The sequence below is a fragment of the Mesorhizobium sp. M7D.F.Ca.US.005.01.1.1 genome (genome assembly GCF_003952545.1).
GTDB lineage: Bacteria > Pseudomonadota > Alphaproteobacteria > Rhizobiales > Rhizobiaceae > Mesorhizobium > Mesorhizobium loti.
The window spans coordinates 1,017,051-1,036,923 of record NZ_CP034453.1; the positions used below are offsets into that span (position 1 = coordinate 1,017,051).

At 64.3% G+C, this 19,873-nt stretch carries 17 protein-coding genes; 7 read left to right on the top strand and 10 right to left on the bottom strand.

All coding sequences use genetic code 11. The features are described 5' to 3' along the window. Positions 1-118 precede the first annotated feature (118 nt). Entirely contained in the window at positions 119-1,633 is a 1,515-nt protein-coding gene (locus tag EJ076_RS04880; RefSeq protein WP_126067091.1) for a malonyl-CoA synthase, read from the top strand. A gap of 78 nt (positions 1,634-1,711) precedes the next feature. Here the strand turns inward: EJ076_RS04880 and EJ076_RS04885 are convergent, their stop codons facing one another. Genes EJ076_RS04885 through EJ076_RS04905 form a run of 5 tightly spaced genes read right to left on the bottom strand, consistent with a single transcriptional unit; the run spans position 1,712 to position 6,692 of the window. After that, positions 1,712-2,824: an NAD(P)/FAD-dependent oxidoreductase gene (locus EJ076_RS04885; protein ID WP_126067092.1), complete on the bottom strand. Its 1,113-nt coding sequence runs from the start codon at positions 2,822-2,824 to the stop codon at positions 1,712-1,714. Between the two features lie 10 nt (positions 2,825-2,834). Beyond that, positions 2,835-4,007, bottom strand: a complete 1,173-nt coding sequence (nagA, locus tag EJ076_RS04890; protein WP_126067093.1) for an N-acetylglucosamine-6-phosphate deacetylase — start codon at positions 4,005-4,007, stop codon at positions 2,835-2,837. Then, positions 4,004-5,038 (bottom strand): SIS domain-containing protein, encoded by a 1,035-nt coding sequence (locus EJ076_RS04895; protein WP_126067094.1) that lies wholly within the window; start codon positions 5,036-5,038, stop codon positions 4,004-4,006. The genes nagA and EJ076_RS04895 overlap by 4 nt, the downstream gene beginning before the upstream one ends. Then, positions 5,035-5,817 (bottom strand): GntR family transcriptional regulator, encoded by a 783-nt coding sequence (locus EJ076_RS04900; RefSeq protein WP_027040192.1) that lies wholly within the window; start codon positions 5,815-5,817, stop codon positions 5,035-5,037. The genes EJ076_RS04895 and EJ076_RS04900 overlap by 4 nt, the downstream gene beginning before the upstream one ends. Next, positions 5,814-6,692: an N-acetylglucosamine kinase gene (locus EJ076_RS04905; RefSeq protein WP_109667474.1), complete on the bottom strand. Its 879-nt coding sequence runs from the start codon at positions 6,690-6,692 to the stop codon at positions 5,814-5,816. Before EJ076_RS04905 ends, EJ076_RS04900 begins: the two co-directional genes overlap by 4 nt. Positions 6,693-6,890: 198 nt before the next feature. Here EJ076_RS04905 and EJ076_RS04910 point away from each other — a divergent pair, with 198 nt between their 5' ends. The 6 genes from EJ076_RS04910 to EJ076_RS04935 all read left to right on the top strand — a co-directional run bounded on the left by EJ076_RS04910 (position 6,891) and on the right by EJ076_RS04935 (position 13,211). Next, on the top strand, positions 6,891-7,850 hold the full coding sequence (locus tag EJ076_RS04910; RefSeq protein WP_126067095.1) for an N-acetylmuramic acid 6-phosphate etherase: 960 nt from the start codon (positions 6,891-6,893) through the stop codon (positions 7,848-7,850). A gap of 2 nt (positions 7,851-7,852) precedes the next feature. After that, positions 7,853-9,112, top strand: coding sequence for an ABC transporter substrate-binding protein (locus EJ076_RS04915; RefSeq protein ID WP_109667467.1), 1,260 nt, complete (start codon positions 7,853-7,855; stop codon positions 9,110-9,112). Positions 9,113-9,359: 247 nt separating this feature from the next. Then, positions 9,360-10,289 carry a sugar ABC transporter permease gene (locus EJ076_RS04920; RefSeq protein WP_126067096.1) on the top strand — a complete coding sequence of 310 codons (930 nt, stop codon included), beginning with the start codon at positions 9,360-9,362 and terminating at the stop codon, positions 10,287-10,289. A gap of 10 nt (positions 10,290-10,299) precedes the next feature. Next, positions 10,300-11,139 carry a carbohydrate ABC transporter permease gene (locus EJ076_RS04925; RefSeq protein WP_109667461.1) on the top strand — a complete coding sequence of 280 codons (840 nt, stop codon included), beginning with the start codon at positions 10,300-10,302 and terminating at the stop codon, positions 11,137-11,139. Continuing rightward, positions 11,136-12,197, top strand: a complete 1,062-nt coding sequence (locus tag EJ076_RS04930; RefSeq protein ID WP_126067097.1) for a Gfo/Idh/MocA family oxidoreductase — start codon at positions 11,136-11,138, stop codon at positions 12,195-12,197. The genes EJ076_RS04925 and EJ076_RS04930 overlap by 4 nt, the downstream gene beginning before the upstream one ends. A 15-nt stretch (positions 12,198-12,212) precedes the next feature. After that, positions 12,213-13,211, top strand: a complete 999-nt coding sequence (locus EJ076_RS04935) for an ABC transporter ATP-binding protein (RefSeq protein WP_126067098.1) — start codon at positions 12,213-12,215, stop codon at positions 13,209-13,211. A gap of 158 nt (positions 13,212-13,369) precedes the next feature. Here EJ076_RS04935 and EJ076_RS04940 read toward each other — a convergent pair whose 3' ends face one another. The 5 genes from EJ076_RS04940 to EJ076_RS04960 form a co-directional block, all read right to left on the bottom strand. Continuing rightward, the gene (locus EJ076_RS04940; RefSeq protein WP_126067099.1) at positions 13,370-14,215 is read right to left on the bottom strand and encodes a fumarylacetoacetate hydrolase family protein; all 846 of its coding nucleotides are present in this window, start codon (positions 14,213-14,215) and stop codon (positions 13,370-13,372) included. A gap of 26 nt (positions 14,216-14,241) precedes the next feature. Continuing rightward, on the bottom strand, positions 14,242-14,973 hold the full coding sequence (locus EJ076_RS04945) for an SDR family oxidoreductase (RefSeq protein ID WP_109667449.1): 732 nt from the start codon (positions 14,971-14,973) through the stop codon (positions 14,242-14,244). 181 nt (positions 14,974-15,154) lie between these two features. Then, a complete protein-coding gene (locus EJ076_RS04950) occupies positions 15,155-17,527 on the bottom strand; it encodes an aldehyde dehydrogenase family protein (protein WP_126067100.1) in 2,373 nt (790 codons plus the stop codon). A gap of 67 nt (positions 17,528-17,594) precedes the next feature. Continuing rightward, the gene (gene deoC, locus EJ076_RS04955; protein WP_126067101.1) at positions 17,595-18,644 is read right to left on the bottom strand and encodes a deoxyribose-phosphate aldolase; all 1,050 of its coding nucleotides are present in this window, start codon (positions 18,642-18,644) and stop codon (positions 17,595-17,597) included. A 211-nt stretch (positions 18,645-18,855) separates the two neighbouring features. After that, on the bottom strand, positions 18,856-19,683 hold the full coding sequence (locus EJ076_RS04960) for a ferredoxin--NADP reductase (RefSeq protein ID WP_126067102.1): 828 nt from the start codon (positions 19,681-19,683) through the stop codon (positions 18,856-18,858). Positions 19,684-19,873 lie beyond the last annotated feature (190 nt).

The following is a 19,873-nucleotide window of genomic DNA, read 5'->3' on the forward strand; positions in this document are numbered from 1 at the left end:
TGAGCCATCGTCTGCGGTCTTGACGGCGCGGCCAGGAATCGCGAACTCTTCGCCGCCAATGCATGCCGCTCGAAAGGCATGCTCGGCGCCGCCGTTCCGCCACCCCAGGGAAGTCCTTATGAGCAATCATCTGTTCGATGCGTTCCGGTCTCGGATGCCGGCGCCAGGGCGCCTGCTGATGGAAACCAATGATGGCGGCTCGCTCACCTATGGCGATATGCTGGCGCGCTCGGCGCAGCTTGCGCATGCGCTCTTGCAATTGGATGTCGAACCCGGCGACCGCGTCGCCGTGCAGGTCGAGAAGAGCCCGGAAGCGGTCCTGCTCTATCTCGCCTGCCTGCGCGCCGGCGCCGTCTTCCTGCCGCTCAACACCGCCTACACACTGGCCGAGCTGGAGTACTTCTTCGGCGACGCAGCGCCACGCCTCGTCGTCTGCGATCCGGCAAGGGCTGCCGACATCGCAGCGTTGGCGGGAAAATCGGGCGCCACCACCGTCACGCTCGGCCGCGACGGCGAGGGATCGCTGACCGATCAGGCCTCGCGGCTGCCGGCGGATTTCCATGACGTGGCGCGCGGGCCGGATGACCTAGCGGCGATCCTCTACACGTCGGGAACCACCGGCCGCTCCAAAGGCGCCATGCTCAGCCACGAGAACCTTGCCTCCAACGCGCGGGTGCTGGTCGAGCACTGGCGCTTCACCGGAGATGATGTGCTGATCCACGCATTGCCGATCTTCCACACCCACGGCCTGTTCGTCGCCACCAACGTCATCCTGATGGCTGGCGCCTCGATGCTGTTCGAGCGGAAGTTCGATCCGGCCCGCATCGTCTCGCTGCTGCCGCGCGCCACGGCCCTGATGGGCGTGCCGACCTTCTATGTGCGCCTGCTGCAGCAGGACGGGCTGAACCGCGAGGCGGCGAAAAACATCCGTGTGTTCATTTCCGGTTCGGCGCCGCTGCTGGCCGAGACACACAAGGCCTGGCGCGAGCGCACCGGCCACGCGATCCTCGAACGCTACGGTATGACCGAGACCAACATGAACACCTCGAACCCCTATGAGGGCGAGCGGCGCGCCGGTACGGTTGGTTTCCCCTTGCCCGGCGTCGCGCTTCGCATCGCCGATCCCGACAGCGGCGCAGCGCTTGCGCAGGGCGAGGTCGGCATGATCGAGGTGAAGGGCCCAAATGTTTTCGGCGGCTATTGGCGCATGCCGGAGAAGACCAAAGCGGAATTCCGCGCCGACGGCTTCTTCATCACCGGCGATCTCGGCATCATCGATGCCGATGGTTACGTCCACATTGTCGGGCGCGGCAAGGACCTGATCATTTCCGGCGGCTACAACATCTATCCCAAGGAACTCGAAAGCGAGATCGACGCGCTTGACGGGGTTGGCGAAAGCGCCGTCATCGGCGTTGCCCATCCGGACTTCGGCGAAGGCGTCACTGCTGTCGTCGTGCGGGCGCCGTCATCGCAGATCACCGGGGCCGAAATTCTCGGCGCCATCGCTGAACGCGTGGCGAAATACAAGCACCCGAAGCGGGTGATCTTCATCGACGAACTGCCGCGCAACACCATGGGCAAGGTGCAGAAGAATCTTTTGCGCGACGCCTACAAGGACCTCTATGCCTCATAGAGCAATACCAGCAAAATAGCGCGGTTCGGCGGTTCCGTGAAACGATGGATCGCCCCGGGAGCCGCGTAGGCAGTCGGGTCAGCCTGGGTACAACAGCTCGGCGACGTGCTCGGCGATCGCCAGGCTGGCCGTCAGGCCGGGGCTTTCGATGCCGAACAAATTGACGATGCGGCCGGCGCCATGGTCGGCCGGACCCTGGATCGTGAAGTCGGCAGCCGGCTGGCCGGGGCCGGACAGTTTCGGTCTGACGCCGGCATAGGCAGGCTGCAGGGCGCCGTCGGCAAGCTCGGGCCAGTAGCGCCGGATCGCCTCGTAGAAGACAGTGCTTCGGCGGGGATCGACCGTATAGTCGAGGTGGTCGATCCATTCGACATCCGGACCAAAGCGCGCGCTGCCGCCAAGGTCCAGCGTCAGATGCACGCCGAGGCCGCCATTGACCGGGACCGGATAGATCAGCCGCGAGAAGGGCGACCGGCCCGAAAGCGAAAAGTAATTGCCGCGCGCCAGCCAGAGCGGCGGAACGAGGTCTTGTGAAAACCCCTCGATCCGGTTGGCCAGGGCTTGTGCATCGAGACCTGCCGCATTGACGAAGGCGCCGGTTTTCAATGCGAAGATCTCGCCCTTGGCATCGCGCGTATCGATCCGGATTCCATCGGCTTCAACGGCCGCTCCGGCGACAGTGGTAAGGAAGGCGAACGACACGCCGGCGGTCTCCGCGTCGCCGCGCAGCGACAGCATCAGTGCATGGCTGTCGACAATGCCGGTCGATGGCGACAGCAACGCGCCGGCGCACCTCAGCGCGGGTTCGAGGCTTTCGGCTTGTGCCTGTGTAAGCAGATCGAGATCGCCAACCCCGCAGCTCTGCGCATTGGCCCTGATCGCGCTCAGCCTGCCCAACTGATCCGGTTCGACGGCGACGATCAGCTTGCCGGTGCGATCATGGGCGACGTTGCGCTCGCAGCAATAGGTGTAGAGCCGCTCACGCCCTTCGACGCAGAGCCGGGCTTTCAGGCTCCCGGGCGCATAATAGAGCCCGGCATGGATGACCTCGGAATTGCGTGAGCTCGTGACGGTGCCGATCGCATTAGCCTGCTCGATCACCAGCACCTCTCGGCCCGACAAAGCGAGCGCGCGGGCGACGGCGAGCCCAACGACGCCCGCTCCGGCGACGACGCAATCGATATCTTGCATGGTCTTGCTTTCAGCGTGAAGCGGTGGCCTCGAACACCTTGCCGCCGCCGATCCAGACGCTTCTTATGTCGAGATCGTCCGACAGAGCAACGATATCGGCTGCCGTGCCATTGGCGAAGCGGCCAAGCCGGTGCGACTGGCCGATCGCCTGCGCCGGATACAATGAGGCCATGCGCAAGGCCTCGGATAGATCGATGCCAACGACATTGTGCATGAAGCGAACAGCCGAGATCATGTCGAGATCGGCACCCGCCAGCGTTCCGTCGGGAAGCCGCAGGCTGCCATCCTTGCGGTAGATGGTGCGGCCGTTGAGCGTGAACGAGGTCATGTCGGTGCCGATTGTCGCCATGGCGTCGCTGACCAGCACGATCTTGCCGGGACCTTGCTTGGCGCGCAGTGCGATCTTGATGGTGGCGGGATCGACATGGATGCCGTCGGCGATAAGACCGGCGGACAAGGTGCCGATATCGATGGCTGCGCCCGCCAGCCCTGGCTCGCGATTGCCGATCTGGCTCATCGCGTTGAACAGATGGGTGACCACGCTCGCGCCGGCTTCGGCGAAGGTTCTGGCGGTGGCGTAGCCGGTGTCGGAATGGCCAAGACTGACGATGACGCCGGCCTTGGCGAGTGCCGCGACGCGTGCCGGCTCGACGGATTCCGGCGCTACGGTGGTGAGCAGCACCGGCAGCTTTTGCCGCGCCGCGATCAGCATCGCCTGGTCGGCATCGAGCATCGGCCGGATCAGCGCCGGATCATGCGCGCCCTTGCGGGCGATCGACAGATGCGGGCCTTCGAGATGCAGGCCGAGGAAGCCCGGCACCTTCCGCAGCGCCGCTGCTTCGCCGGCGGCGACGGCGGCGGCGGTGACGCCGGGCGTGTCGGTGATCAGCGTCACAAGCAGCGCCGTCGTGCCGAAGGGCGCATGCGCCTTGCAGATGGTTTCGATCGAGGCGACATCGGGGTGGTCGTTGAGCATGACGCCGCCACCGCCATTGACCTGCAGGTCGACGAAGCCCGGCGCCAGCACGCCGCCGCCGGTGTCGACGGCGCGGATATCCGAGGGGATGGCGCTGGTGGGCAAAATAGCCTCGACGAGGCCGTCACGCACGACCAGCGCGTGGCCTTCATGCCAGTCGTCGCCATCGAAAATCCGGGCGCCAGTCAGGGCAAAACGGTCGCTCATACGGTCTCCGTCACCTTGCGAAGATTGCGCGGCGTGTCCGGATCGAGGCCGCGATGGCGGGCAAAGGCCTCGACGAACATGTAGAAGGAGACGATCAGCGTCAGCGGATCGGTCAGCGGGTGGCCGGTGGCGACATGCGGCAGGCGCACGGCGCGCTGGGCAAGTGCGGAGGTGACGAACACCGGCGCGCCCTTGGCCGCCAGGCTGTCGGCGGCCTCGGCGATAGACGGCTCGGACGCATCGCGCGCGGCCAGCGCCAGCACCGGAAAATCGGGCCCGATCAGTGCCAGCGGGCCATGCATGACTTCGGCGGCGCTGTAGGCCTCGGCATGCATGCCGCAGGTCTCCTTGAATTTGAGCGCCGCTTCGTTGGCCATCGCAGCCGACGGGCCGCGGCCGAGGATGAACAGCGACTTCTGCTTCTCGATCGTCTCAGACAGCACGCTCATCCAGTCGCAAGCGATCGCCTTGCGGAAATGCCCAGGCAATTGGGCGAGGGCCGCCAGAAGCGCATCGTCGCCGGTGGCATGCGCCATCAGGGCGAGGCCGGCGACAGCGGAATTGATGAAGGTCTTGGTTGCCGCCACGCTGCGCTCGGGGCCGGCCAGGATATCGATCGCATAGTCCGAGGCGCGCGCCAGCGGCGAATCGGCGGTGTTGGTGATGGCGACGGTCAGCGCGCCCCCGGCCCGAGCGGTTTCGGCCATGGCTACGATGTCGGGACTCTTGCCCGACTGCGAGATCGCCAGGCAGGCCGAGCCGGCGAGCCTGAGCTTGCGGCCATAGATCGAGGCGATGGATGGTCCGACCGATGCCACGGCCAGTCCCGCAGTCAGCTCGACGGCATATTTCATGAAGGTGGCGGCATGGTCGGACGAGCCGCGTGCCACGGTGACGACAAACTGCGGGTCGCGTGCGCGGATGCCGCGCCCGGCCTCGGTCAGCACCGCGCCGGAACCGTCGAGCAGGCGAGCGACGGCTTGCGGGATCTCCTCGATCTCGCGCCGCATATGGGTTGCTTGTGTCGTCATGGTCGGCCCTCTTCGCTCGGCCCGGTCAGCCGCAGTTCGGCGACGAAATCATAGGCGTCGCCTCTGTAGATAGAGCGGGTGAATTCGATGACCTTGCCGCTCGCCAGATAGGAAATGCGTTCGATGTGCAGGCCGGCGATGCCTGGCGGCACCTCAAGCAGGCGCGCGTCGCTGTCGCCGAGATTGGCGGCGGAGATGCGCTGCACCGCCCGCACCGGCCGGTTGCCGGTCAGTTCCAGCGCCGCATAGAGCGAGGAGCCTATGTCGGCCGGATCGGGCAGCACGCTGGCCGACAGCGAGGCGCGTTCGATCGCCAGCGGCGTGTCGTTGGCAATGCGCAGGCGCGCCACGCGTGCCACCAGTTCGCTCGACGACAGGCCGAGCACCATCATCTCGTCAGGCGAAGGCGCGTAAAGGCCGCGGTCGAGCCAGGCCGAACGCACAGCCATGCCGCGCCGAGCCATGTCCTCGGTAAACGAGGTCAGCCGCGACAGCGACTGTTCGACGCGCTCCATGCGCGGCGCCACGAACGTGCCTGAGCCGTGGCGCTGGACCAGGATGCCGCCCTTGACCAGGTCCTGCACCGCCTTGCGCACGGTGACCCGCGAAATGTCGGCCTTGGTGGCAATGTCGCGCTCGGAGGGCAGCGCGTCGCCCGGCCCAATCAGGCCGCGATTGACCGCGTCCTCGATGCTCTTGCGAAGCTGCAGATAGAGCGGCGCGCCGCTTTGCGCCTGATGTTTCAGCGTGGCGAAGATCTGGTCGGCGGCCTCGCTCATCGAGCCGCCTCCGTGGTCGCGAAAAGGCGGACCGCCATCTGCACGGCGCCGCCCAATGCGTCGTCGAGCGGCGGCTTCAGCAGCGCCCGGTAGCGCGCCGAGAGGCGCGGCGCGTAGAGCGGCGCCAGCCCGCCGAGCAGGCAAAGCGGCGCGTCGTCCGCAAGGTCGAGCGCCCCGAGCGAGGCCTCGACATCGGCGACCACCCTGTCGAGGATCCAGTTGGCGACGCTGTCGCCCTTCTCGGCATGCTCGAACACCTTGGGCGCGAAGCCGCCGAAATCGCCTGGCTTGGCATTGGTGGTGAATTCGACCACGTCCTCCGGATTGTTGCGGAAAACGGCCAGCATGCTCTGCGTCAGCGGCGAACCCGCGCGGACGCCGTCATAGGCAAGCAGTGTCTGTTCGAGCAGGTCGCGGCCGATGCGGGCGCCGCTGCCCTGGTCTCCGACCTGGAAGCCCCAGCCGCCGATGGCGCGCGACTTGCCGTTCTTGCGCGCCATGTAGGCGGTGCCGGTGCCGAGGATCGCCATGGCGCCGTCGCCCGAGCCGACAGCGCCTTCCAGGGCGATTTCGGCGTCGGTCTCGACGCGGCTGGTGCTGAACGGCAGGATCGCTTCGAGCTGCTGCCGGTAGGTGCCGACATTGGCGCCGGCAAGGCCGAGAATGGCCGGTGTCTGCGGGATCAGTTCCGGATCCTGCCCGGCGGCGATGAACGCCTGCCTGGCGGCATCGACGATGTTCGAGCGGGCGCCGGTCAGATCGGTGCGGATGTTGGCGGCGCCGCTCTTGGCGCGGCCAATGACTGCACCATCCGCTGTTGCCAGGGCGGCCCTGCAGCTGGTGCCGCCGCCATCGATTCCGAGCACGAAATTCACGTGATTTCTCCTCCGGGCGGATAATACCAATAAAATACCAATAGCCAAGGGTTAATTTTCGTTTCAAAAAGATTAAGGCGTATTTTATTGAAAAACCTACGTATTTCGTCGACTCAGCGATTTCCGAGCCGCGAATTCGTTAATGCGTGTGGACAAGTGGTATTTTTTTGGTATTGTTCTGGTATTGGAGGAACCGGGATGGCCGAAACGCGCACCGAAGCGCTTCACCAGAATGCCGAGGGGCTGGATATCCAGGCCCCGGACGCCATCCTTTCCTATTTGGCCGATGCGCAGATCGAAGCCGCAACGGTCGTGCGCCAAGCCATTCCATCCATTGCCAGGGCGGCCGAGATCATCGCCGGCAGGCTGAAGAGCGGCGGCAAGCTTGCCTACGCGGCGGCCGGCAGCTCCGGCCTGATGGCGCTGGCCGATGCACTTGAATTGCCCGGCACCTTCGGCATTCACCGCGACCGCATCGCCATCCTGATCGCCGGCGGCGACGAGGCCTTTCGGACACTGGCCGGCGGGCCGGAAGACGATACCGAAGAGGCCGCGGCTGCGGTCGCCAAGGCCGGTCTCGGCAAGGGCGACTGCCTGATCGCCATTTCCGCCAGCGGCACGACGCCCTATGCGGTGCGGGCCATCGAGGAAGCCGCTCGCCGTGGTGCCGCCACCATAGGCATCGCCAACAACCGGGACTCTGCCCTGCTTCGCCAGGCGCAAACCGCCATTCTGCTCGAAACGCCGCCGGAGCTGATCGCCGGCTCGACCCGCATGGGCGCCGGCACCGCCCAGAAGATCGCGCTCAACATGCTGTCGACGCTGACCGCGGTCCATCTCGGCCATGTCCATGACGGCTACATGGTCAATCTGATGGCCGACAACATCAAGCTGCGCGACCGCGCGGCGCGCATCGTCGCCGCCGTCAGCGGGCGTGGCACGGACGAAGCGGCCCGCCTGCTCGAGAAGAGCGGCGGCGCGGTCAAAACCGCCATTCTGCTTGCCGCCGGCGCCGACAGCGCCGATGCGGCGCAGAAGATACTGGAAGAGACCGGCCAGAAGCTGCGGCCGGCTCTTTCCGCGATCGAGGGGAGCAAAGGGCGCACTGCCTCCGTTCTCATCAAAACCGAACCTGAAAAAGGTCAACAGGGAGACTGAGCATGACAACGAAACTACTGACGGCACTACTTTTGGGCACCAGCATTCTCGGCTCGGCCGGGGTGGCTTCTGCCGCAGACGTAACGCTCAACATCGAAAGCTGGCGCGGTGACGACCTTGCCATCTGGAAGGACAAGCTGATCCCGGCTTTCGAAGCCAAGAACCCCGGCATCAAGGTGGTGTTCGCGCCGTCGGCTCCGACCGAATATGACGCCGCGCTGGGCGCCAAGCTTGCCGCCGGCTCGGCGGGCGACCTGATCACCTGCCGCCCCTTCGACAAGTCGCTTGAACTGTTCAAGAAAGGCAACCTTGCCGACCTGTCGGCGCTGCCCGGCATGGAGAACTTCTCTCCGGTGGCCAAGTCCGCCTGGCAGACCGACGACGGCAAGGCGAGCTTCTGCGTGCCGATGGCCTCGGTCATCCACGGCTTCATCTACAACAAGGACGCCTTCGACAAGCTCGGCATCAAGGTGCCGGAGACCCGCGACGAGTTCTTCGCCGCGCTCGACAAGATCAAGGCCGACGGCACCTACATCCCGATGGCGATGGGCACCAAGGATCTCTGGGAAGCCGCGACCATGGGCTACCAGAACATCGGCCCCAACTACTGGAAGGGTGAGGACGGCCGTGCGGCGCTGATCAAGGGCGATCAGAAGCTGACCGACAAGGACTGGGTCGCGCCGTATGAGGAACTGGCAAAGTGGAAGCCTTATCTCGGCGACGGCTTTGAAGCCCAGACCTATCCGGACAGCCAGAACCTGTTCACGCTCGGCCGCGCCGCCATCTACCCGGCCGGCTCATGGGAAATCGGCCTTTTCAACACCCAGGCCCAGTTTAAGATGGGCGCCTTCCCGCCGCCGGTCGAGAAGGCCGGCGACACCTGCTACATCTCCGACCATACCGATATCGGCATGGGCCTGAATGCGGCTTCGAAGAACGCCGATGCGGCCAAGACCTTCCTGTCCTGGGTCGCCTCGCCGGACTTCGCCACCATCTACGCCAACGCGCTGCCGGGCTTCTTCAGCCTGAACTCCGCACCGGTGAAGATGGAAGACCCGCTGGCGCAGGAATTCGTCTCCTGGCGCGGCAAGTGCAAGTCGACGATCCGCTCGACCTACCAGATCCTGTCGCGCGGCACGCCGAACCTCGAAAACGAGACCTGGGTTGAATCGGCCAACGTCATCAACGGCACCGATACGCCGGAAGCTGCCGCCAAGAAGCTGCAGACCGGTCTCGACAGCTGGTACAAGCCGGCCAAGTAAGCGCTCAGGCAACGGAGCCGGCCGGGCGCAGGCCTGGCCGGTTCCGGACTACCTCATTCAGAGTGCGCCTATTCAGATTGCGATTGTCGGCACCGCCTCCCGGCCTTACCCTCTCTTGGGGGAAGGCTAGCTGATCAGTCGCATGCCTTTGTTCTTGCCGCATCCGGCAAGAGTGTTCGGGCCGTGCATCGAGGCATCATCTAGATCGATACCCTTTTGGAACCGAGAGACGGCGGGGACCGAACTCATGGCCGCAGATATCAGACCGAAAAGACCGTTCCGCTGGCATATCGGCGTCTTTTTGGCGCCGGCAGTGCTCGTCTATACGGCGATCATGATCCTGCCGCTCGCCGGCACGCTGCAGCTGTCGCTGTTCCGCAACATCGAGCAGCATCAGGTCTTCGTCGGGCTGGAAAACTTCCGCATGCTGTTCGGCGATCCCAACTGGTCGGTGGGTTTCTGGAACGCGCTCAGGAACAACACCTGGTTCTTCATCATCCACATGGTCGTGCAGAACCCGATCGGCGTCATGCTGGCCGCCCTGCTGTCCAGCCCGAAACTGAGGTTCGCGGCCTTCTACCGCACGGCGATCTTCGTGCCGACCATCCTGTCCTTCGTCATCGTCGGTTTCGCCTGGAAGCTGATCCTGTCGCCATTATGGGGCGTGGCGCCGCATCTGATGGATCTCGTCGGCTTGAAAAGTCTCTTCACGCCGTGGCTCGGCAAGGAGCAATATGCGCTGACCGCGCTCAGCCTGATCTCGGTTTGGCAGTTCGTCGGCATCCCGATGATGCTGATCTACGCAGCCTTGCTGTCGATCCCCGAAGAGGTAATCGAGGCCGCCGAATGCGACGGGATCACCGGCCTGTCGCAGTTCTGGAAGATCAAGCTGCCGCTGATCCTGCCGTCGATCGGCATCATCTCGATCCTCACCTTCGTCGGTAATTTCAACGCCTTCGACCTGATCTACACCGCGCAAGGGGCGCTCGCCGGGCCGAACTATTCCACGGATATCCTCGGCACCTTCCTCTACCGCGCCTTCTTCGGCTTCCAGCTGCAGGTCGGCGATCCCAATATGGGTGCGGCGATCGCCACGATGATGTTCCTGATCATCCTCGGCGGCGTCTGCGTCTATCTCTTCCTCGTGCAGACGCGCCTGCGTCGCTACCAGTTCTGAGGGGCAAGAGATGAGCATCGCCACCCGTTCCGTGCCCCGCACCATCGGCGCCCATGCGATCCTGCTGACCTATACGGTGATCGCACTGTTTCCGGTGATCCTGGTGATCATGAATTCGTTCAAGTCTCGCGCCGGCATCTTCGGCGCGCCGCTGACGCCGCCGACGCCCAAGACCTTCGACCTGATCGGCTACACGACCGTCATCGGCCAGGGCGATTTCATCCACTATTTCCAGAACAGCCTCGTCGTCACCGTCGCCTCGCTGTTCTTCGTGCTGTTGTTCGGCGCCATGGCAGCCTTCGCCCTGTCGGAATACCGCTTTCGCGGCAACTCGCTGATGGGCCTCTATCTGGCGCTCGGCATCATGATCCCGATCCGGCTCGGCACCGTCGCCATCCTGCAGTTGATGGTGGCGAGCGGGCTGGTCAACACGCTGACGGCGCTGATCCTGGTCTACACCGCGCAAGGCCTGCCGCTTGCCGTCTTCATCCTGTCGGAATTCATGAAGCAAGTGTCCGACGATCTGAAGAATGCCGGCCGCATCGACGGCCTGTCCGAATACACCATCTTCTTCCGGCTGGTGCTGCCGCTGGTGCGGCCATCGATGGCGACGGTCGCCGTCTTCACCATGATCCCGATCTGGAACGATCTGTGGTTCCCGCTGATCCTGGCGCCGTCGGAAGAAACCAAGACGGTGACGCTCGGCGCGCAGCTCTTCCTCGGCCAGTTCGTCACCAACTGGAACGCCATCCTGGCGGCGCTCTCGCTGGCGATCATGCCGGTGCTGATCCTCTACGTCATCTTCTCGCGGCAACTGATCCGCGGCATCACCTCCGGAGCCGTCAAGTGAGTTCGCAGGCACCTCTTCGCGTCGTCGTCGCCGGCCTCGGCAATATGGGCCGCAGCCATGCGCTGGCCTATCACAGCAATCCGGGCTTCGAGATCGCGGCGCTGATCAACCGCTCCGACGTGCCGTTGCCGGACGGGCTTACCGGCTATGGCATCAGGCGTTCCTTCGACGACGCATTGCGTGAGGAAAAACCCGATGTCGCCTGCATCGCCACCTATTCCGACAGCCATGCCGACTATGCGGTTAGGGCGTTCGAGGCTGGCTGCCATGTCTTCGTCGAAAAGCCGCTGGCAACGACGGTGGCCGATGCCAAGCGTGTCGTCGCGGCGGCCAAGGCCAATGGCAAGAAACTGGTGATCGGCTACATCCTGCGCCACCATCCATCCTGGATCCGGCTGATCGCCGAAGCGCGCAAGCTCGGCGGGCCCTACGTGTTCCGCATGAACCTCAACCAGCAATCCTCAGGCCATACCTGGGAGACGCACAAGCAGTTGATGCAGACGACGTCGCCGATCGTCGATTGCGGTGTGCACTATCTCGACGTCATGCTGCAGATCACCGACGCCAAACCGGTCGAGGTGCGCGGCATGGGCGTGCGGCTGACCGACGAGGTGGCGCCCTCGATGTACAATTACGGCCATCTGCAGGTGCTGTTCGATGACGGTTCCGTCGGCTGGTACGAAGCAGGCTGGGGGCCGATGATTTCGGAAACCGCCTTCTTCGTGAAGGACGTGATTTCGCCGAATGGCTGCGTGTCGATCGTCATGAAGGAAGGCGTCAAGTCCGACGACATCGACACCCACACCAAGACCTCGACCATACGCCTGCACAGTGCCGCGACCGGCGCGGACGGCAAGTTCGTCAAGTCGGACGAAATGCTGTCGATGGAAGGCGAACCGGGCCACCAGGACCTTTGCGACCTCGAACAGGCCTTTGTGCTGAAGGCGATCCGCGAGGATCTGGATCTCACCAAACACATGGACGACGCGGTCAAATCGCTCGCCGTCTGCCTTGCCGCCGACGAGAGCGTGCGCAGTGGCGCCGCCGTCAAACTCTAGAACAGGGACGAAGCCGTGGGCTCGCTGAACATCGAGAATGTGAAGAAGGCCTTCGGGCCGGTCGAGGTGCTGAAGGGCATCAACCTCGAAGTGACCGACGGCGAATTCGTCGTCTTCGTCGGCCCGTCGGGTTGCGGCAAGTCGACCTTGCTCAGGGTCATCGCCGGACTGGAGGATTCGACCTCGGGCCGCGTCGTCATCGACGGCGCGGATGTCTCGGCCACCCCGCCGGCCAAGCGCGGCATCGCCATGGTGTTCCAGACCTATGCGCTCTACCCGCATCTGACGGTGAAGAACAATATGGGCCTTGGCCTCAAGCAGGCCGGCACGCCGACGGCCGAGATCGAGCGGCGCATCGGCATCGCCTCATCGATGCTGTCGCTGGAACCCTATCTCGAAAGGCGGCCGGCCGAGCTCTCCGGCGGCCAGCGCCAGCGCGTCGCCATCGGCCGCGCCGTGGTGCGCGAGCCCAAGCTTTTTCTGTTCGACGAACCGTTGTCGAATCTCGATGCGGCTCTGCGCGTCAACACGCGGCTGGAGATCGCACAGCTGCACCGCCGGCTGAAGGCGACAATGATCTACGTCACCCACGACCAGGTCGAGGCGATGACACTGGCCGACAAGATCGTCGTGCTCAATGCCGGCCGGATCGAGCAGATCGGCGGCCCGATGGAGCTCTACAATTCGCCGGCAAATGAGTTCGTCGCCGGCTTCATCGGCTCGCCGAAGATGAACTTCGTCGATGGCGCCCGGCTTGGTGAGACGGCGAAGACCATCGGCGTGCGGCCGGAGCACCTGACCGTCGATCCGAAGTCAGGCGCCTGGAAGGGAACGGTCGTTCATGCCGAGCATCTCGGCGCCGACACCAATCTCTATCTCGATTGCGAGAAGGCCGGGCTGATCACCGTGCGGATTTTCGGTGTCTATGATGCCGAACCGGGCGCCACGCTCTATGCGACGCCGGATCCGGCTAAGACTTATCGGTTTGGGGTTGATGGGAAGGTGCTGAAGTAGGGGCTGACGGCGCAGCCCCCTTACCCAGCCTCCGCTTCGCTCGGCTGACCTCTCCCAGAGGGGAGAGGAGATTGTCAGCGCCGCCGGCCACCTTCTCCCCTGCGGGGAGAAGGTGGCCGCGAAGCGGCCGGATGAGGGGGCAGCGCAACCTTGCAGATCTACACGTCAGCCTTAAATGTCTGCTTCTGCTGGCCCAAGCCTTCAATGCCGAGCTCCACCACATCGCCGGCCTTCAAGAACACCGGCGGCTTCATGCCGAGGCCAACGCCGGGCGGCGTGCCGGTGGAGATGATGTCGCCGGGGTGCAGCGACATGAACTGGCTGAGATAGGACACCAGATACTTGACGCCATAGACCATGGTCTTGGTCGAGCCGTTCTGCATCGTCTTGCCGTTGACGGTCAGCCACATTTTGAGGTTCTGCGGATCGGCGACCTCGTCCTTGGTCACCAGCCATGGGCCGGTCGGGCCGAAGGTGTCGCAGGACTTGCCCTTGGTCCACTGGCCTTGCCGCTCAGCCTGGAAGGCGCGTTCGGAGACGTCGTGGGCGACGCAATAGCCGGCGACATAATCGAGCGCATCGGCCTCGCTGACATATTTGGCGGTCTTGCCGATGACCACGGCCAGTTCGACTTCCCAGTCGGTCTTCACCGAGCCGCGCGGGATCAGCACGTCGTCATCCGGCCCGACAATGGCCGAGCTTGCCTTCATGAAGATGATTGGCTCGGGCGGCACGGTGGCGCCGGTTTCGGCGGCATGGTCGGAATAGTTGAGGCCGATGCAGATGAACTTGCCGGTGCCGGCAACGCAGGCGCCAAGGCGCGGGCTGCCGGAAACCGCCGACAGGGACTTCGGATCGAGCTTGGCCAGCGCTGCCAGCGATGCCGGATCGAGTGCCTTGCCGCCGATATCGGTGACGTGGCCAGTGAGATCGCGGATCGTTCCATCCGCATCGAGCAGGCCGGGGCGTTCGCTCCCGACCTCGCCATAGCGCAGCAGCTTCATGTCATGCTCTCCTCAGTCAGATTGGTTCAGATCGACCAGCCGCCGTCGATATTATAGGCCTGTCCGGACGTATAGGTGGCGCCGGCCAGATAGACGGCGAGATCGGCGATTTCTTCCGGCGTGCCCAGCCGGCCCATCGGCTGGCGGGCGATGAAAGCGGCGCGGGCGGCATCGTAGTCGCCCTGCGCATGCATGCGGTCCTGCAGCGACGGGCTCTCGACCGTGCCGGGGCAGATCGCGTTGCAGCGTATGCCCTTGCCGACATAGTCGGCGGCGATCGCCTTGGTCAGGCCGATGACGGCGGCCTTGGTCAGACCGTAGACGAAGCGGTTGGGCACGCCCTTGGTCGAGCTGGCCAGCGAGGCCATGTTGATGATCGATCCGTCGCCGCGTTCCAGCATGCCGGGCAGCACGGCACGGCTGGTGCGGATCATGGCGCGGACATTGAGGTTCAGCGCGAAATCGAGATCGGCGTCCTTCATCTCGAGGATCGAGCCGGAATGGACGAAACCGGCGCAATTGAACAGCACGTCGACGACACCGATCTCGGCAAAGGCGGCATTGACGGCCTCGTCGTTGAGCACGTCCAGCTTGCGGGCCTTGATTCCTGGCGTCTTGGCGAGCTCAGCGAGAAGCGTCTCGTTGATGTCGGTGGCGTGGACCACGGCACCTGCCTTGGCGAAGGCCAGCGCGCTCGCCTTGCCGATGCCTTGTGCCGCTGCCGTGACGACAACGACCTTGCCTGCCAGATCCGCCATGCTGTTCTCCTCTAGGGATCGTCCGGGTTTATCGGCAGTCGGCCAGGGCGTCATGGGCCAGTCGGACGCCATTATGCGGCCTGCGCGCCTGTCAGCCCACAGATAAAGATGTTTTTTCTCGTTAAAGAACATGCATCCGGGCGTCAAGCCCGAACACGATCACCATCATGGCAGCACGGCCTCAGTCGCCGTATGGCACCCAGACGTTCTTGACCTCGACGGCGCGGCGCAAGAAGGTGTCGCCGGCAGCTTCGTCGGACGCCCATTCGAGGCCACGGCCATTGCCGCTCCAGACCCGTTTGAGGTTGCCGATGGACTCGGCTTCCGCCTTGGCGCAGGTCTCGGCATCAGCGAACACCCAGAGTCCGTCGACATCGTCATGCTTGGCCAGCACGCCGGCAAGCTCGGCCGTGCGGCCGGTAACGATGTTGATGGCGCCGGCCGGAACGTCGGAATATTCGATCACCTGGTAGAGATCGGTCGCCAGCAGCGGATAGCGCTCGGACGGCACCGCGACCACGGTGTTGCCCATCGCGAGTGCGGGTGCAATCAGCGAGATCAGGCCGAGCAGCGGCGAGGTATCCGGCGCGACGATGCCGACGACACCGACCGGCTCATGCAGCGCCAGCGTGACAGCGCGCGCCGGTGGCTGGTGCACGCGCCCCTCGAATTTGTCGGCAAGGCCGGCATAGAGGAACAGCCGCTCGATCGACTGGTCGACCTCCTCGCGCGCCGCCTTGGGCGTAGCACCCGTAAGCTCGGTCAGGCGGGCGGCAAACTCGCCGGCGCGACCGGAAAGGTTCTCGGCCAGATAGTAAAGCACCTGGGACCTGTTGTAGGCGGTCGCCTCCGGCCATGCTTTGCAAGCGCGGGCTGCGGAGACGGCATCGCGGATATCCTTCCGGCTGCCGAGACCAACCTCGCCGACAAGCTTGCCCTTGGCAGTGGCGATGGCAATCGAATAATTGCCGTCCGGGCGCACCTGCTTGCCGCCGATGAACAGCTTTGCCGTGCGGTCGATTGCCGAGCCGTCGGCCTGCTCGACTGGCTGTGCGGAGAGCGTCGCCGGCTTGATGACCGGGCCGAGCGGCAGTTTCGCCGCGAGATATTCGAACATGCCTTCACGACCGCCTTCGCGGCCGAAACCGCTCTCGCGGTAGCCGCCGAAGCCACAGGCGGCGTCGAACATGTTGGTGCCGTTGACCCAGACGACGCCAGCCTTGAGCTGCGGCGCAACGTGCAGGGCCAGATTGACATTTTCGCTCCACACCGAGGCGGCCAGCCCATAGCGCGTGTTGTTGGCAAGCTCGATCGCTTCCTCGGTGTTGCGGAAGGTCATGGTCGCCAAAACCGGACCGAACACTTCTTCCTGTGCGAGAATGTTAGCCGGCGAAACTCCGGTGGCGAGCGTCGGCAGATGGTAGTAGCCGGAGGACGGCAGCGCCGCATCCGGCTGCCAGCAGACGGCGCCTTGTTTGGCGCCTTCGGCGACCAGGCCCTTGACCCGGTCGAGCTGTGTCAAGTCGACCAGCGGGCCGATATCGGTGTTCTTGTCGAGCGGGCTGCCGACGCGCAGCCGGCTCATCCGCGTCTTGACCTTGGCAATGAGGGCATCGGCGATGCCTTCCTGCACCAAAAGCCGCGAGCCGGCGCAGCACACCTGACCCTGGTTGAACCAGATGCCGTCGACCAGTCCCTCGACCGCGCTATCGAGATCGGCATCCTCGAAGACGATGAAGGCCGATTTGCCGCCGAGCTCCAGCGACAGCTTTTTCCCTGACCCGGCGGTGGCCTTGCGGATGATTTTGCCGACCTCGGAAGAGCCGGTAAAGGCGATCTTCTGGATGCCGGGATGGTTGACGATGGCCGCTCCCGCCTCCGGGCCGCCCTGGACAATGTTGACGACGCCTTTCGGCACGCCGGCGCGCTCACAGATTTCGGCGAACAGGATCGATGTCAGAGGCGTGAATTCGGCCGGCTTCAGCACCACGGTGCAGCCGGCGGCGAGTGCCGGCGCAATCTTCCAGGCCAGCATCAGCAGCGGAAAATTCCAGGGGATGATCTGGCCGACGACGCCAACACCCTTCTGGCCGGGGAAATCCTTGTCCAGCGCCTGCGCCCAGCCGGCATGATAGATGAAATGGCGGATCGCCAGCGGCACATCGATGTCGCGGCTTTCACGGATCGGCTTGCCGTTGTCGATTGTCTCAAGCACGGCGAACAGACGCTGATGGCGCTGCATGGCGCGGCCGATGGCATAGAGCACTTTTGCTCGGCTGTAGCCCGAAGACGCCGACCATTTCGGCAGCGCCTTGGTGGCCGCCGCAACCGCGGCGTCGATATCGGCGGCATTGGCGTCCGAGACCTTGGCCAGCAGCTTGCCGGAAGACGGCTCGCTGGTCTCGAAGGTCTTGCCGCCGGAAGCTGCTTTCCAGTCGCCGCCGATGAACAGCGCCTTGCCGAAATCGCGCGCGGCGAGCCACGCGTCGACCTCGTTGCGGGCTTCCGGCGCCGGGCCGTACTCCATGGCGTGATAGCGTTCGAGAATGTTCATTGGGCTCCTCCTTCACCCTCCCGTCTGGAGGGTCGATCGGCGAAGCCGATCGGGGTGGGTGGTGCGTTCAAGCCATCGCGTGGCGATGATTGGCCGAATAGTGTCCGGTCAGATGATGCTCGAGCTGGCGCTCGATGTCGGTCAGCAGGCTCGAGGCGCCGAAGCGGAACAGCTCGGGCTCCAGCCATGGCCGGCCGAGCTCTTCCTTCATCAGCACCAGCCAGTCGAGCGAGGCCTTTGCCGTCGAAATGCCGCCGGCCGGTTTGAAGCCGATGAGATAACCGGTTTCCTCGAAATAGGCTCTGATAGCACGCACCATGGCGAGGCCGACGGGCAGCGTCGCATTGACGCTTTCCTTGCCGGTCGAGGTCTTGATGAAGTCGGCGCCCGCCATCATCGCCACCATCGAGGCCAGCATGACATTGCGCAGCGTGGCGAGGTCGCCGGTGCCGAGGATGACCTTCAGATGCGCGTCACCGCAGGCGGCCCGCATCGAGACAATCTCATTGTAAAGCTCCCGCCACTTGGCGCCGAACACCACGCCGCGCGGAATGACGACGTCGATCTCGTCGGCGCCGTCGCGGACCGAGGCTTCGATTTCCTGCAGACGGGTGGACAGCGGCGCAAGGCCATGCGGAAAGGCGGTGGATACGGCGGCGACGTGGATGCCGGTGCCGCGCACGGCGTCGACGGCGGTGGCGACGAAGGGATGGTAGACGCAGACGGCCGCCGGCCGGATGGTTTCACCCGCAATGCCGAGACCCTCGACAATGTCGCGGCGAAACGGGTTGATCGCCTTGGCGCAGAGCCGGCGCACGCGTTCCTCGGTGTCGTTGGAATTCAGCGTCGTCAGATCCATGCAGGCGACGGCCTTTAGCAACCAGGCCGCCTGGTTGTCGGCCTTGATCGAGCGCCGCTTGGTCAGGCTGGCGACGCGCCGTTCCAGCGCCGAGCGATTGACGCTGCGCACCGATTCCATGAAGCCGAGGTCGAGCTTCATGCCTGGATTGCGCGCAATACGATGGTCGTGTGGGACGGGGGTGTTGGCGGCGGCGCGCGCCGGCAGCGGCGTCACCTTGGACGAGCCGACATCGGCTTCGCGGATTGTGCTGCTCATCTCCTGCCCTTTCATTCGGCGACGTGCGCTTATGTCTTGGTGCGCATCGTCTTCCCAAAACCGCTCGACACTTTGGGCGACACGCACGAAGATAGCTCGTGAATTCACGCTTCACGAGTCCTTAGGGCGCTCATAGCTGAAAAAGGCTGCGAAAGCAGCTAGTTTTTGACCGAAAGGTCAAAATGCGGATATGAAAGTGTCGACGCTCGGCTCAGCCGACGAAGGCGCGCTCGACCACAAAAGTCGCCGGATGGCTCAGCGAGCCTTCGACGAAACCGAGGCTTTCGGCCAGTTCCTTGACGTCCTTCAGCATATGCATCGAGCCGCAGATCATGATGCGGTCGGTTTCCGGGTTGAGCTTGTCGATGCCGAGATCGCTGTAGAACTTGCCGGAGCCGATCAGCGCGGTGATGCGGCCCATGCAGGCCGAGTCTTCGCGGGTCGTCGAATTGTAGAGCGTGACGCGCCCAGTGGTCAGTTCGCCGATCAGCGGGTCGCTTTCCAGCGCCGCCACCAGCTCCTGGCCGTAGATCAGCTCGGCATTGTCGCGGCAGGTATGGGTCAGGATCAGCTGATCGAATTTCTCGTAGGTGTCGGGGTCGCGCAGCAGGCTGGCGAAGGGCGCGATGCCGGTGCCGGTCGAGATCATGAACAGCCGCTTGGCCGGGGTCAGCGCGTCGACCACCAGCGTGCCGGTCGACTTCTGGCGCATGATGACCGTGTCGCCGACCTGGATCTTCTGCAGTTCCGAGGTCAACGGGCCGTCCGGCACCTTGATCGAGAAGAATTCCAGCTCTTCGTCCCAGGCCGGGCTCGCCACCGAGTAGGCGCGGTACACCGGCTTCTCGGCATTGGGCAGGCCGATCATGACGAACTCGCCGGAGCGGAAGCGCAGCGACTGCGGACGGGTGATGCGGAACGAGAACAGCCGGTCGGTATAGTGCTTCACCGAGACGACGGTCTCGGCATAGACGTTGGCCGGAATCGGGAATTGCAGCGGGCGGGCGCCGACGGTGTTGAGAGCGGATGTGGTGTTCATCAAATCCAACCTTCTGGCCCAAACTCACGGACGCGGGCGCCAAACCTTCACCTGCGCGCCCGAACCATTCAGGTTCCGGCGTGCTGTTCGTACACTCCAAAGCGGTAAGCTCTTGTGTCGGGAATTTATTAGTATACAAACGATATTTGCGTCAAGATGCTACCGTAAAACACCTTTCCAAACTGACACA

Bases quoted from the DNA above. Each gene is read 5' to 3' on its own strand.
- EJ076_RS04880 (WP_126067091.1), top strand. From the start codon at position 119: ATGAGCAATCATCTGTTCGATGCGTTCCGGTCTCGGATGCCGGCGCCA.
- EJ076_RS04885 (WP_126067092.1), bottom strand. From the start codon at position 2,824: ATGCAAGATATCGATTGCGTCGTCGCCGGAGCGGGCGTCGTTGGGCTC.
- nagA (WP_126067093.1), bottom strand. From the start codon at position 4,007: ATGAGCGACCGTTTTGCCCTGACTGGCGCCCGGATTTTCGATGGCGAC.
- EJ076_RS04895 (WP_126067094.1), bottom strand. From the start codon at position 5,038: ATGACGACACAAGCAACCCATATGCGGCGCGAGATCGAGGAGATCCCG.
- EJ076_RS04900 (WP_027040192.1), bottom strand. From the start codon at position 5,817: ATGAGCGAGGCCGCCGACCAGATCTTCGCCACGCTGAAACATCAGGCG.
- EJ076_RS04910 (WP_126067095.1), top strand. From the start codon at position 6,891: ATGGCCGAAACGCGCACCGAAGCGCTTCACCAGAATGCCGAGGGGCTG.
- EJ076_RS04915 (WP_109667467.1), top strand. From the start codon at position 7,853: ATGACAACGAAACTACTGACGGCACTACTTTTGGGCACCAGCATTCTC.
- EJ076_RS04920 (WP_126067096.1), top strand. From the start codon at position 9,360: ATGGCCGCAGATATCAGACCGAAAAGACCGTTCCGCTGGCATATCGGC.
- EJ076_RS04925 (WP_109667461.1), top strand. From the start codon at position 10,300: ATGAGCATCGCCACCCGTTCCGTGCCCCGCACCATCGGCGCCCATGCG.
- EJ076_RS04940 (WP_126067099.1), bottom strand. From the start codon at position 14,215: ATGAAGCTGCTGCGCTATGGCGAGGTCGGGAGCGAACGCCCCGGCCTG.
- EJ076_RS04945 (WP_109667449.1), bottom strand. From the start codon at position 14,973: ATGGCGGATCTGGCAGGCAAGGTCGTTGTCGTCACGGCAGCGGCACAA.
- EJ076_RS04950 (WP_126067100.1), bottom strand. From the start codon at position 17,527: ATGAACATTCTCGAACGCTATCACGCCATGGAGTACGGCCCGGCGCCG.
- deoC (WP_126067101.1), bottom strand. From the start codon at position 18,644: ATGAGCAGCACAATCCGCGAAGCCGATGTCGGCTCGTCCAAGGTGACG.
- EJ076_RS04960 (WP_126067102.1), bottom strand. From the start codon at position 19,683: ATGAACACCACATCCGCTCTCAACACCGTCGGCGCCCGCCCGCTGCAA.